Genomic DNA, 12,787 nt, shown 5'->3' on the forward strand with positions numbered 1-12,787 from the left:
TCCTACGGTAAAATTTGAGTTCCAACATGTTCGCCCTTAATTAAGGCGACTAGATTTTCTGGCTTTTGCCAGCTGGAAATGTATACGCCTCGTCGTAAATGTTGGGCAGCGTGAAGACTGGTCTTAACTTTGACCTCCATCCCGCCCACAATAACCTTCTCATCGATTAGCGTAGAAATTTGACTTGCATCTAAGGTGTGTAATGGCTGCTTTTGCGCATCTAAAACCGCTTCTACATCAGTCATAAAGATAAGCTCACCATTAATCGCTTGAGCGATGGCTGCTGCGGCTTCATCTGCGTTAACATTGTATAGCGCACCATTTTCGCCAATGCCCACAGAGCTCACTAAAGGGATCCGACCAAGCATTAACAATTGCTCAAGCAAACCAAGGTCTGTTTCAGTGTAGCAAGTGCCAACTTGCCCAAGTGCTTTAAGCTTTTGTTTCGTCATCAACCCCGCTTCGTAAAGGCAAGTGCCCACAGGTTTTAAGCCGGCGACTATCGCTTGCCCCATCAGCTGCTTGTTTGCACACCCAGCCAGTGCGCCAACAATGTATGGCATTTGCTCTTTTGGGCTTATTCTCAGCCCTTGGTGCTTCGCTGTTGCAAATCCGGCATCTTGCAGCCAACTGTCTACCAATGCGCCACCACCATGCACAATGACAAACTGTTTGCCTTCTTGCTCGCTGACTTGCGCTAAAACTTTAAACAATTCGAGCGCTGCTTGCTCAGTATTCAGCACTGCGCCACCCACTTTCACCACCCATATTTGCTTGTCGTTCATGATCAATCCCTTAACCCTTTCGTTGCCTCGAAGCCACTGACAATATTCATACATTGTAGAGCCTGACCAGCGGCACCTTTCAGTAAGTTGTCAATTGCAGCGACAACAATCAGCTGCTTACCCTGCTGTTGCCACCCAATGTCAACATAAGGTGTGCCAGCGACCGCCTTGATTGAAGGCAGCACGCTCCCTTTCAACCGGATGAGCGGTTCTCCGACAAGACTTTGATAAGCGGCAGTCACATCACTTTCTGTCACATTATCGGCAAGCTGAACATAGATAGTTTCGAGAATACCACGAGAAAAATTACCTAAATGTGGCGTAAACAGAACGGGATGATCTAAATATTGCGTTATTTCTGGGCCATGGCGATGATTAAAAAGCCCGTAAGGTGATAATGACACTTCACAAAACTGTGTCTTAAGTGCCGCTTTTCTGCCTGCGCCAGTGACACCTGAAACCGCATTGATGATAATTTGCGAATCAGCAATTAATCCTGCGTTTTTTAAAGGCTTGAGTGCATTAAGTGCGGCTGTTGGATAGCAGCCAGCAACCGCAATCAGCTGCGCTTGCTTGATCCCAGCCTGATTCCACTCCACCAATCCATACTCGGCTTGATCTAGCAGCTCTTGGTATGCATGTTCGAATCCGTAATATTGTTCGTAGAGGGATGTATTTGCCAGCCTAAACCCACCTGAAAGATCAAACACTTTGACGCCTAGCTCAAGAAACTTCGGCGCTAGGTCAACACTCACTTTATGATCTGTACACAAGCACACATAATCTGAAGCTGCCGCAATTTGCTCGAAACTCGCGTCATCTAAAGGCTGTAATTTAATATCCAATAACCCTGTATGTTCCGGATACAACTCACTTAGCAGCTTGCCTTTGTCTAAACTTTGCTGAGAAACAAAGCATCCTTTCAGACAAAACTGGGGGTGATTGGCTAATAATTTGGCTAATTCTGCACCACTATATCCACTGGCGCCTATAATAGAAACATTCAACATCGATAACTCGTTTATTTGATTAAGTAGGGGGTCAAATTTGCTAAAGATGAAGTGTTCGTCGCATTTGCCAGCCCTCAATAATTATTCTTTAAAAATGAATTGATATTCATACTAAACACATATAAATTTTTATGCAACATCTTTGAATAAATATTTTGGAGTATTATGTCTCTTCCCAGCTTTATCGATATGTACAAAAACCTTATTGAGCTGCCTTCAATCAGCGCGATCGACACGCGCTTAGATCAAAGCAACAAAGCCGTTATCGACTCTTTGTCTACTTGGTGTAGTGAACTTGGGTTTACTGTTGAAGTTACAGAACTTGAGAATGCCCCCGGTAAATTTAATTTGCTTGCCAAGCGCGCACCACTCAGTGGTCCATCAGAAGCTGGGGGGCTAATGCTCGCAGGGCATACCGATACAGTGCCTTATGATGACGCGAGGTGGAACTCAGATCCGTTTAAGTTAAGTGAAAAAGACAACAAGCTATATGGCCTTGGCGCTATTGATATGAAGGGGTTTTTCGCATTTGTGTTGGAAGCAGTCTCTCAGCTGGATCACGCACAACAAAAATCGCCAATTCTAATATTGGCAACTGCCGATGAAGAAACAACGATGGCGGGCGCTCAACAAGTTGCTAAACATCAGCAATTAAAGCCAGACTATTGCGTCATCGGCGAACCCACCGATATGGTGCCTGTATTTACGCACAAAGGGCATATGAGTAGTGCAATTCGCATAACAGGTCGCTCGGGGCACAGCTCCGACCCTGAGCGCGGTTTAAACGCCATTGAGATCATGCAACAGGTCATCACAAGACTGTTGCAATTGAAAGAAGAGTTAAAGAATAAATATTCAATAACGCATTTTGCTGTACCCCACCCCACGCTCAATTTAGGCCATATTCATGGTGGAGATAATGCAAATAGGATCTGTGGCTGTTGCGAACTACATATCGATATTAGGCCTTTGCCGGGTCTGAGTATCATAGAGCTACAGCAAATGCTGCTAGCCACAATTAAGCCTATCAATGAACAATACCCGGGCAGTGTTGATGTCATTGATCTTCACGACCCAATTCCAGCATTTAATGGCCAGCCAGACAGCGGCTTAGTTAAGCTTGCTGAAAAGATCTCTGGCCAGCAAGCGATTGCTGTCAATTACTGTACTGAAGCGCCGTTCTTGCAACAATTAGGGTGTGAAACATTGGTCATGGGTCCGGGCTCTATCACTCAAGCCCACCAGCCTGATGAGCATTTAGAAATGGACAAAATCAAACCAAGTCAAAAAGTAATCACAGATCTTATTTATCAATGCTGTTTTGAAGACAAACAAAAAGCAAGCTCTTAGCTTGCTTTTTGTCTACACCAAGATAAGTATACGGCTTATTTTAGCGTTTCTTTACGTTCATTGTAGTAGGCAATCAAATCGTCGATTGCCTGCTGACAGTATTCCTTAATACCCGATACCAGCATGTGCTTTTCACCAAAGCCAACCTTTTTACCCTCACTTAATAATTCAAAGCGTAAGATAATTTTTCCGCGCTTACCCTCAAAACTAAAGTCAGGCTCTGCAGCTTCAAGAGATACTTCAGACACATCCAGTGTATCTAGGTGAATCGACATGGACTCATAGATCACCATAGGACGAGCAGGGTTAATCATAACTTCCTGTTGGCCCATAAGCGGGATAATTACATGTGGAAATGCCTTGCCTGAAAATGCCACATAATTTTTGATAAGGCTTTCAACAAGTTCAGGGCACTGTCTGCTTTCTCCAGAGCGCTTGACAGAGAGCATGACTTTTTCGTTAGAGACGATATCAAAAGCATCACTTGCTTGTGGAAACTCAAGCCGAGATGTCTCATCCACCATACCCGAAAAAGTAAAATGCATGTCTTCACTTACACCGTATTTATCTAATACTAAAGAAAACAGCAAATCTCCAGGGACACAAAACTTCTTCGCGTCAATGTCGTGTAAAGGGTTAAAGTCATCTGCAACTTGCTTTGCGAATTGACTGCCTTGTTCACGGCTGATCACAAGTTTATTGGTTTCTTCTTGATAGTAGGGTGTAAGCATAGTTAACTTCTTTCTTGCATGAAAATCGCGCTATATTAGCAGAAATAAAGCACAGAGAGGTCATATCTGTGCTTTGGTAATGTAACTTTTGGTTTAAAAAGACTTTTTCAGTTGTGCAACAGTATCAGTTGGCTGAATAATTCACAAAAGTAATATACCTGTAGACGAAGCATACTAAAAAATTAAAACAGTGCATTTAGCGGCTCTTGACCCCAAACATACAAAACCACAGCGGCTATGAGTAAGAAAATAACATAAGCAACCCAGCCTTTTCGCATTTTAGGTGCAGTAGACTCAATATTACTTTTCCCAGTCACTAATGGTTTGACCAAGTTAATCCCTTTAATCCGGTACATCACAATGGCGATAATATGAATGGCAATTGCAATCAATAAAATATCAATATTGAGATGGTGAATGTCACCGGCAAACTCAGCTAATTCATAGCTTATGTAAGCCACCAGAGGACCTTCCATAAGTATGTCATCCGTCGTCATTAAGCCAGAAATAAGCTGGATAAAAATCAAGAGAAAGAAAATGAGCACCATGATACTACCTGCAGGATTGTGCCCCACATGTTGAGATTTAGACTTTAAAGCGGCAAGAATATACTTCGGACGATGAAATAAACTGCTCAATTTGGCCGTATCACTGCCAATGATACCCCAAATTATACGTGTAATCATGAGTGCTAAAAGCAAATACCCCACTACAAAATGTAGGTCTAACCATCCTTCCTCACCAGAAAAGTACAAAACGGCAATTCCCACGACAAGCAGCCAGTGAAAACCACGTATAAACCCATCCCAAACCTTTGTCATAATCGCCCCAAATGACAGTATATTTTCCCCAAAGGTTACCTGAGCAGCGTCACAAAGACGATGCTTTTATCAAAATTGAAGCGATTTTATTGAGGTAAGGCAAATATCGAAAGAATATCTACAAAGGTCCGCTATTATCGGGCGGTGTCAAGGTACGGTGCAGCTATACCGTACCTTATTTTCAATCACTATAAGCTTGCGCGAATGATTTCTCTGCTTTTATCCAGCGTGACTGCTTGCTGCTCTCCCAGCGCCGTCATATCATGCCTTTCTAGCTGCTCGGTTATTTTATCTACCGCTTCTTCACCAATACCGTAATCGCTCAACCGCGTCTTCATTTGTACAGAATGGAAAAATTGCTCTGTTAACTCAATCGCCGATGTCATTGCGCTGTCTTCATCCGTGATATCTAAGCCAAGCACTCGCTCGGCATATTGCAGTAACTTGTCACGCTTTGCTTCTTTTTGCTCTGCCATCATTCTTGGCAGAATAATGGCTAAGGTTTGTGCATGGTCCAGACCATACACAGCCGTGATTTCATGGCCAATCATGTGCGTTGCCCAGTCTTGTGGTACACCAGCACCTATTAACCCATTTAATGCCATCGTCGCTGACCACATCACATTGGCACGGACTTTATAATCCACTTCCTCAGACACTAACTTTGGCCCTTCTTCCATTAACGTGATTAATAGGCCTTCGGCAAAACGATCCTGCACTTTTGCATCTACAGAGTAAGTTAAATATTGCTCCATAGTGTGCACGAATGCATCAACCACACCATTCGTTAGCTGGCGTTGCGGCAATGTTTTCATCACTTGCGGGTCAAGCACTGCGAACTTAGGCTGAACATGAATAGAGGCAAAAGGCAGTTTGTCTTGAGTTTCACTGTTAGACACGACACTAAAGCTATTCGATTCCGAGCCTGTCGCCGGTAATGTGAGTACGACACCAATTGGCAGCGCAGAGGTAACCTCAGTATCTGCACTTAAAATGTCCCATGGTTCGCCCACAAAGTTGGCGGCTGCAGCAATAAATTTACTGCCATCAATAACAGATCCGCCTCCCACGGCTAAGATGTAGTTGTAATCTTCTTGTTTGATTGTTGAAACAGCTTGCATGCAAGTTTGATAGGTTGGATTGGGTTCAATGCCCGCAAACTCTCCCCAGCTAAACTCACTAAGTGCTTCACTCACCTGTTCGTAAATACCGTTCTTTTTTATACTTCCTCCACCATAAACAACCAGTACTTTTGCCTCTTTTGGTATCGCTTTGGTGATTTCAGCGATTTGATTCTCACCGAAAAAAATTTCGGTTGGATTATAAAAATTAAAGTTCAGCATAATTGCCCCTGCTATGACGACTTATTTTCTTTGCGCTCAGTGTAAAGAGATAACCCACTTAGATCATTAATCAGATCGCAAATCACTTTTGCACACATGCAACAATGAATTAAAATAAGCCATTATATTTGCAATTGAGATAGCGATATGTGGCAAGGTCTGGACATTTTTCTCGCGGTTGTAGAGCAAGGTAGCTTTAGCAAAGCGGCACAAGCTCTTGATGTATCCACCTCCCATGTGAGTAGACAAATACAGCAATTAGAAGAAAGGCTGGGAACAGTATTACTACAGCGTACAACCCGTAGTATTAACCTGACCGATGAAGGGGTTGCATACGCCAACAAATTGAAAGTAATCCAACAGGAATTAATGGACGCCAACAACGAGCTGCAAGGCGTTCAGCACACACCAAAAGGGCCGATCCGTATTACTGGGGCTGGAGATTTTATGGCAAACCGCGTAGCGCCTGCGATAGCTCAGTTTTGTAAGCGCTATCCAGAAGTGAGTATTCACATTGACTTTAATGCAAGAAATGTAGATTTGATTGAGGATGGTTTTGATTTGGCTATCCGCTTTGGTAGGCTGCAGGATTCGAGGCTTATCGCGAGAAAGCTTAGCACTCGCAACATGATGCTACTTGCCAGCCCAGAATATCTGCGTTCAGCGCCCCCATTAGCTACCCCACTAGATTTACAGCACCACAAATGCTTAATTGCACTTTCTAACCGTTGGCGGTTTAATTTAAATAACAGCATCGAAGAAGTTAAAGTAAACAGTCAGTGGCGCAGTAACAACCCTCAGGCAATCATCCACGCCTGCAAAGCAGGTTTAGGTATCGCGCATCTTGCTGAGGACATTGCAGCCGAGTATGTCAGTGCTGGAGAGTTGGTTGCTTTACTGCCTGAGTATCAAGTAGATGACAACGCTTCTTGGCTAATATACCCGCGTAAAGATCTGATTCCCTTACGAGTGAGATTACTTATAGAATTCTTGATGGCACAGTTTCAATAAAGGGCGCTTGCGCTAACTGGTAAGATCACTTACCATTTAAATCGCACACGATTAAATCTAGAGAGATTAGAAAAATGTTCTATGAGTTTACAGCTAACACGCTACAAGGCGCACCGTACGACTTTGCCAGCTTAAAAGGCAAAGTCGTTCTAATTGTCAACACAGCCAGTAAATGTGGCTTAACGCCGCAATATGAGGGCCTACAACAATTGCATAAAGAGTTAGGTGATCAGGGTCTGGAGATTATTGGCTTTCCCTGTAATCAGTTTGGTCAACAAGAACCTGGCAGTGCCAGTGAAATCCAACAGGGGTGTTTGATAAATTATGGTGTGGACTTTACTATGATGGAAAAAATTGATGTTAATGGCCAGCAAGCTCATCCAATTTATAAATATCTAAAATCGGCGTTACCTGGGTTGTTAACCAATAATATTAAGTGGAATTTTACTAAGTTTTTGATCGGCAAAGTTGGACAGCCTTTACATCGTTACGCACCTACCACCAAACCTGAAAAGATCAAAGCCGACATTTTAAAAGCATTACAGGCACAATAATGAGCGCAAAGTTCCCTGACTTAAACTTGGATAAGCAGTTGTGCTTTAGCTTATACGCTGCGTCAAGGCAAGTTACACGTTTGTATCAACCTCTTCTCAAACGCCATGACTTAACCTATCCACAATATATTGTGCTGTTAATTTTATGGCAGACGGATGGACTTATGGTAAAAGACATTGGTCATCAGTCTCAGTTAAAAAGTAACACTCTCACCCCTCTTTTAAAGCGCTTAGAACAAAATGGGCTAGTGAGCCGCAGGCGTGCTAAGGATGACGAAAGGCAGTGTTATATCTTTCTAACAGACAAAGGAAAAGCGCTTGAAAGTGAATGTGCCTGTATTCCAATGGAGATGTTAGGCCAAACAGACATGTCCGTGGATAAATTGATGCAGCTAAAGACGCTACTTGATGAGTTTTTACAGCTTCAAGAAAATCATGGCGGGTGAATACCCGCCATGGATTGCACCGCTCTGATTACCCAATAGTTGGGTATTCGCGATACGCTTTTTCTAATTTCTTCGCTTGTTTTTTAGAGACACCAACATGGTTAAGTGCCACTCTCAAACGCGCCCTTGAAAGGTCAGAACCGAGTACTTCCATCGCATCAACAACCGATGTTGAAGACGTTTTACCCGTGATAGCAACAAAGATTGGCTCCAAGAACTCTTTAATCTTTAACTCATGGAATGTCGCTACACTTTTAGCGATGGCAAAGATTTCAGATTTATTCCAGCTGCGCAGTTTTTCCAGTTCCCAGATAAAGAACTGTAATGCCTGAGTAATAACTGCATCATCCGCTTTGCCCGCAGTTAATAGAGCAGGATCATAGCTTGGAATACCACCAACAAAGTGACCCGCTAGATCGACTAAGTCAGAAAGCGTATTAATACGTGTTTTCGCTTCAGGTAAAACACGCGAAAGCGTTTGTGCATTAAACTTCCAGTCTACAAAGCGCTGGATCAATTCTTCATCAGATAAGTTTTCACGGATCCACAGACCGTTCAACCAACTCAACTTATCAACATCAAATACTGGACCACCAAGCGAAACACGCTTCATGTCAAAGTGTTCGATCATCTCAGCTAGCGTGAACTTTTCACGTTCATCCGGCATTGACCAACCCATACGACCTAAGTAGTTCAATACCGCTTCAGGTAAGAAGCCCATTTCTTTGTAGTAATTAATCGAGGTCGGATTTTTACGCTTTGATAGTTTAGACTTGTCAGGGTTACGAAGTAGCGGTAAGTGGCCTAATACAGGGGCTTCCCATCCAAGATCTTCATAAAGCTTCAGGAGTTTAGGTGCAGAGTTAATCCACTCTTCACCACGGAAGATATGACTGATCTGCATGTGGTGATCATCGACAACGTTCGCCATAAAGTAAGTCGGGAAACCATCTGCTTTCAACAGCACTTGCATGTCGACATTTTCCCAAGGAATTTCAATTTCGCCACGTAAATAGTCGTTAAATTTGAACGTGCCTTCCTCAGGGATCATCATACGGATCACATATGGCTTGCCTGCGTCCAGATTTGCCTGCACCTCTTCAGGAGTCAAACGAAGTCCGCGACCATCGTACTTCGGGCGTAAGCCCTCGGCCATTTGCTCTTCGCGCATTTGATCAAGCTCTTCTGCTGTCGCGAAACAATAAAAAGCTTTACCCTGCTCTACTAATTGGTGCGCAAACTTTTGATAGAGCTCTGTGCGCTCAGACTGACGATAAGGGCCAAACTCTCCACCCACATCAGGACCATGATCCCAGTTAAGGCCTAACCAACGCAAGCTATCCATAATTGCTTGCTCAGATTCAGCCGTACTTCTCACCTGATCAGTGTCTTCAATACGCAATACAAATTCGCCACCTTGTTGCTTAGCGAAGCAGTAGTTAAACAATGCAATATATGCGGTACCTAAATGCGGATCACCCGTTGGTGACGGTGCAACACGTGTACGGATCGTCATGTTTTTTCTCTTAAATTTCTCTAGAATATTTTAGCTTCAATGCTAGCACAGGCTTGCTTAGTGACAAACCGCTAGCATTAATATGCGCTTACTAAGCAGACTGCTCTAAGCGCTGTAGGTAATTAACAATATCGCTTGATTCATATAACCAAGTTACTTTGCCCTGTTCCTCGATTCTCAAGCACGGCACTTTAACTTTGCCACCTTGTTCCATTAGTTCTTGACGATGCGTTTGATTGTCTTTTGCATCGCGCGTCTCTAACTTTAAACCTTCACGCTTTGCCGCACGTCTGACTTTTACACAAAATGGACACGCCTTAAATTGATAAAGTTTAAGGTTTTGAGTCAATGCATCTAGCTGCAGTTGTGCTTCAGCTGTGCGCTTTTTACTGCGCGGGGTAAAAATAAAATCAAAAAGTAGGATAAGTCGACCAAGCAACCATCGGATTAATTTCATCAGTATTCTCCCAGTCAAAATTGGCGCTAGGATACCACAAACTGAGTAACATACGCACAAAAGATACGCTTAAGAATTGATTTCTATCCGTCTACTGAAACATATTTAATGGACTTAGAATAACTCGATATCTGTCTCGGCTTTTGCTTGCCCAGCAATGCCCAATTCCTCAAAATCGACAACACGATTGCGTCCATGCTTTTTGGCATGATAAAGCGCAAGATCAGCTTCATGCACTAATTCAGACACTTGGCAAATATCATCTAATAGAGTAAATCCAATGCTAATGGTCAAGTGATTCACTTGAGGAAAGTTAAACTCAGCCACTACGCTGCGTACCCGATTAAGCAGGCGATTCGCTTCATCACCATCATGACTTTGAAACAAAACGGCAAACTCCTCTCCCCCGTAACGAAAAACAAAATCTTCCGCGCGAAAATTTTCTTTCAATTTTTGTGCGACCAAAAGAAGGACTTCATCGCCAATTACGTGGCCAAAATTGTCATTAACGATTTTAAAATGATCAATATCAAAGAGCGCTAAATACCAATGCCTGATCCCTTGCTGCTCACGCTCAGCAATAAACCCTTCGCCTGTGGTTATTTCTATGACTTTATCATCAAATGTCTGTCGATTTAAAAGCTGAGTTAGCGGATCGATGCGACTCAACGCAAGCGTATTCAATTGATGGTAGAAAACATTGATCAAGTGCCCAATTAAATAACAGCGGGACATGGGGATCTTCTCACCAATCCACAGCAGCCCCATAATGGTTTTATTTTTTCTCAGTACAATACAGTAGTGATTATCACCGTGCAGGATCTGCTGGTGTTTTAACGTCTCAGCCCTAGCAATCAGATACTTCAAATCTGGAGGATTAGAAACCGATGAGAGCGTAAGCAACTTCAGCGATTCTTTTTCAGATAAACTGGGTGCCAAATACATCGCGATGGGTATATCTGGCAGCAATTCACGTAAAACATAGGCAATGCGTTTATAAAGATCATTTTCACTGCGCATTTGCTGCAAACTAATTGAGAACTCATGTCCGCATGGCGATATGTCCACACTTAGGCCTCCCAGTAAACTTACACTGTAAAGCTTAGCCCCTCTTAACTAGGTTGCAATGTACTCTAGTAATACTAAGTCGTCTCTGTGCATAACAACGTTGGCACCTCGATACCCTAATGCATCATTGATTTGCGCACTATGTAGCCCTTTAATGCTTTGCATCTCTTTGTGATCAAAAGCAATTAGCCCTTTTGCAACAACCTTGCCATTTAAGTCTTTAAGCTCAATTAAGTCACCACGGCAAAATTGCCCACAGACATCGGTTACTCCCTTCGCGAGCAGACTAGCGCCATTTTTTACAACCGCGTTTACCGCTCCGGGATCGCATATGATAGCGCCGCTGCAACGAGGCCCCGATAGAAGCCATTTTTTGCGTCCATCCAAAGGCGCATCAAATCGAATTACTTTAGTGCTTTTGGTCAGGTCATTTTGAATGTTAATAATCACATTTGGCTCTTCACCTTTTGCAATTATCGTTTCAATACCTGCACGCTGGGCGATTTGTGCAGCCTGTAATTTCGTCGCCATGCCACCAGTTCCCAAAGATGTACCGGATCCACCAGCTAGCGCAATGATCTGTTCATCTATTTCTGCAACCCGTTCGATGAGCCGTGCTTCGGGATTATTTCTTGGATCTGCGGTAAACAGGCCTGCTTGATCCGTCAATAATAATAATCGATCAGCATTCGCTAAAATTGCCACCAAAGCCGACAGATTGTCGTTATCACCTACTTTGATCTCGGAAGTGGCAACGGCGTCATTTTCATTCACAATCGGAACAACATCGTGGGCCAAGAGCTGATCAAGCGTGTCTCGCGCATTGAGATAACGACTCCGATCTTCAACATCTGCGCGCGTTAATAAGAGTTGTGCGACTGGAACATCAAACAACGAAAATAAACTTTGCCAGAGATGAATTAACTGCCCTTGACCAATGGCCGCCAACATTTGCTTTTCGGCAATCGAGTTACCGACTTCTTTATCCAGTGCAGAACGCCCCGCTGCCACAGCCCCACTGGAAACTATCACCACATGCCATCCAGCACTTTTTAGCTCCACGCACTGACGCGCTAAATCAACTAATCTAGGTTTGTTGAGATATAAACTACCCGCCGTCAATACACTGGTGCCCAGTTTTACTACTATGACTTTACGTTTAGCCATAAAAAACACCTTCATTTAAATCGTGACTGTTTTTATATCACGGCCCGTACCAATTGAATACTTTCCAAACAAGCTGATATAGATTTATTCATGAAAAGTTCGCCAACCCGTGTGGCTCTCACTGTCAACATGCTAAAATCTAAGCACTGAATATTCGTGATCAATGTCAAGCTGCTGATCCATCTTGCATGCCATACTTGAACTTGGAGGTAGGTATATGAAAAAGCCAAATTATAAAAAGGAATTAATGATGTTGCCTTTACTGCTTGTCAGTATTGCAATGTGTATTGGTGGACATTTTATTTTGCAACCAAACTATCAAGATAACCACTGGGCGGAATACAGCTTAGCGGCCTTACCATTCTTAATGTTTGCGGTTGTAATTATAGCGATAAAAATAGCTATTAAAGCCGATAAAGATGAAGAATAGACAATCCTCGTTCAAATTCTTCATCGTTTTTTGCAGCGCTATTCAATACTGACTTATTGCCAAATAACAAATTCAACACTTGCTATTAAAACCAAATA

General features: G+C 43.0%; 14 protein-coding genes. 5 read left to right on the plus strand and 9 right to left on the minus strand.

Annotation, left to right across the window (positions count from 1 at the left end):
* Positions 1-2: 2 nt before the first annotated feature.
* Together argB and argC are read right to left on the minus strand one after the other, a co-directional pair.
* Complete coding sequence (argB, locus tag A7985_RS17075; RefSeq protein WP_065791633.1) at positions 3-785, minus strand: acetylglutamate kinase; 783 nt, start codon at positions 783-785, stop codon at positions 3-5.
* Between the two features lie 2 nt (positions 786-787).
* Positions 788-1,792 (minus strand): N-acetyl-gamma-glutamyl-phosphate reductase, encoded by a 1,005-nt coding sequence (gene argC / locus A7985_RS17080; protein WP_176716769.1) that lies wholly within the window; start codon positions 1,790-1,792, stop codon positions 788-790.
* A 168-nt stretch (positions 1,793-1,960) separates the two neighbouring features.
* Between argC and argE the strand changes: the two genes are divergently transcribed.
* Positions 1,961-3,145, plus strand: coding sequence for an acetylornithine deacetylase (gene argE, locus A7985_RS17085; protein WP_065791635.1), 1,185 nt, complete (start codon positions 1,961-1,963; stop codon positions 3,143-3,145).
* Between the two features lie 35 nt (positions 3,146-3,180).
* Here the strand turns inward: argE and A7985_RS17090 are convergent, their stop codons facing one another.
* The 3 genes from A7985_RS17090 to A7985_RS17100 all read right to left on the minus strand — a co-directional run bounded on the left by A7985_RS17090 (position 3,181) and on the right by A7985_RS17100 (position 6,040).
* Positions 3,181-3,876, minus strand: a complete 696-nt coding sequence (locus A7985_RS17090) for a DUF3581 family protein (protein WP_065791636.1) — start codon at positions 3,874-3,876, stop codon at positions 3,181-3,183.
* 182 nt (positions 3,877-4,058) lie between these two features.
* Entirely contained in the window at positions 4,059-4,697 is a 639-nt protein-coding gene (locus A7985_RS17095; RefSeq protein ID WP_065791637.1) for a cytochrome b/b6 domain-containing protein, read from the minus strand.
* A gap of 188 nt (positions 4,698-4,885) precedes the next feature.
* Complete coding sequence (locus A7985_RS17100) at positions 4,886-6,040, minus strand: iron-containing alcohol dehydrogenase (RefSeq protein WP_065791638.1); 1,155 nt, start codon at positions 6,038-6,040, stop codon at positions 4,886-4,888.
* Positions 6,041-6,187: 147 nt separating this feature from the next.
* On the opposite strand from A7985_RS17100, the gene A7985_RS17105 reads away from it, so the two are divergent.
* From A7985_RS17105 to A7985_RS17115, 3 genes are all read left to right on the plus strand, one after another.
* Positions 6,188-7,051, plus strand: a complete 864-nt coding sequence (locus A7985_RS17105; protein WP_065791639.1) for a LysR family transcriptional regulator — start codon at positions 6,188-6,190, stop codon at positions 7,049-7,051.
* A 74-nt stretch (positions 7,052-7,125) separates the two neighbouring features.
* Entirely contained in the window at positions 7,126-7,605 is a 480-nt protein-coding gene (locus tag A7985_RS17110; RefSeq protein ID WP_065791640.1) for a glutathione peroxidase, read from the plus strand.
* Positions 7,605-8,051: a MarR family winged helix-turn-helix transcriptional regulator gene (locus A7985_RS17115; protein WP_065791641.1), complete on the plus strand. Its 447-nt coding sequence runs from the start codon at positions 7,605-7,607 to the stop codon at positions 8,049-8,051. The genes A7985_RS17110 and A7985_RS17115 overlap by 1 nt, the downstream gene beginning before the upstream one ends.
* A 28-nt stretch (positions 8,052-8,079) precedes the next feature.
* Here A7985_RS17115 and gltX read toward each other — a convergent pair whose 3' ends face one another.
* From gltX to proB, 4 genes are all read right to left on the minus strand, one after another.
* The gene (gltX, locus tag A7985_RS17120; protein WP_065791642.1) at positions 8,080-9,567 is read right to left on the minus strand and encodes a glutamate--tRNA ligase; all 1,488 of its coding nucleotides are present in this window, start codon (positions 9,565-9,567) and stop codon (positions 8,080-8,082) included.
* Positions 9,568-9,658: 91 nt separating this feature from the next.
* Positions 9,659-10,024, minus strand: coding sequence for a glutaredoxin family protein (locus A7985_RS17125; protein WP_065791643.1), 366 nt, complete (start codon positions 10,022-10,024; stop codon positions 9,659-9,661).
* Positions 10,025-10,138: 114 nt separating this feature from the next.
* Complete coding sequence (locus A7985_RS17130; RefSeq protein ID WP_141685391.1) at positions 10,139-11,092, minus strand: GGDEF domain-containing protein; 954 nt, start codon at positions 11,090-11,092, stop codon at positions 10,139-10,141.
* A gap of 48 nt (positions 11,093-11,140) precedes the next feature.
* Positions 11,141-12,259 (minus strand): glutamate 5-kinase, encoded by a 1,119-nt coding sequence (gene proB / locus A7985_RS17135; RefSeq protein ID WP_065791645.1) that lies wholly within the window; start codon positions 12,257-12,259, stop codon positions 11,141-11,143.
* A 217-nt stretch (positions 12,260-12,476) separates the two neighbouring features.
* Between proB and A7985_RS17140 the strand changes: the two genes are divergently transcribed.
* Complete coding sequence (locus tag A7985_RS17140; protein ID WP_063374433.1) at positions 12,477-12,689, plus strand: hypothetical protein; 213 nt, start codon at positions 12,477-12,479, stop codon at positions 12,687-12,689.
* Positions 12,690-12,787: the final 98 nt, after the last annotated feature.

This window comes from Pseudoalteromonas luteoviolacea (genome assembly GCF_001696455.1).
GTDB lineage: Bacteria > Pseudomonadota > Gammaproteobacteria > Enterobacterales > Alteromonadaceae > Pseudoalteromonas > Pseudoalteromonas luteoviolacea_C.

Coding starts and splice junctions, on each gene's coding strand:
- argB (WP_065791633.1), bottom strand. CDS start 785: ATGAACGACAAGCAAATATGGGTGGTGAAAGTGGGTGGCGCAGTGCTG.
- argE (WP_065791635.1), top strand. CDS start 1,961: ATGTCTCTTCCCAGCTTTATCGATATGTACAAAAACCTTATTGAGCTG.
- A7985_RS17090 (WP_065791636.1), bottom strand. CDS start 3,876: ATGCTTACACCCTACTATCAAGAAGAAACCAATAAACTTGTGATCAGC.
- A7985_RS17095 (WP_065791637.1), bottom strand. CDS start 4,697: ATGACAAAGGTTTGGGATGGGTTTATACGTGGTTTTCACTGGCTGCTT.
- A7985_RS17100 (WP_065791638.1), bottom strand. CDS start 6,040: ATGCTGAACTTTAATTTTTATAATCCAACCGAAATTTTTTTCGGTGAG.
- A7985_RS17105 (WP_065791639.1), top strand. CDS start 6,188: ATGTGGCAAGGTCTGGACATTTTTCTCGCGGTTGTAGAGCAAGGTAGC.
- A7985_RS17110 (WP_065791640.1), top strand. CDS start 7,126: ATGTTCTATGAGTTTACAGCTAACACGCTACAAGGCGCACCGTACGAC.
- A7985_RS17115 (WP_065791641.1), top strand. CDS start 7,605: ATGAGCGCAAAGTTCCCTGACTTAAACTTGGATAAGCAGTTGTGCTTT.
- gltX (WP_065791642.1), bottom strand. CDS start 9,567: ATGACGATCCGTACACGTGTTGCACCGTCACCAACGGGTGATCCGCAT.
- A7985_RS17125 (WP_065791643.1), bottom strand. CDS start 10,024: ATGAAATTAATCCGATGGTTGCTTGGTCGACTTATCCTACTTTTTGAT.
- proB (WP_065791645.1), bottom strand. CDS start 12,259: ATGGCTAAACGTAAAGTCATAGTAGTAAAACTGGGCACCAGTGTATTG.
- A7985_RS17140 (WP_063374433.1), top strand. CDS start 12,477: ATGAAAAAGCCAAATTATAAAAAGGAATTAATGATGTTGCCTTTACTG.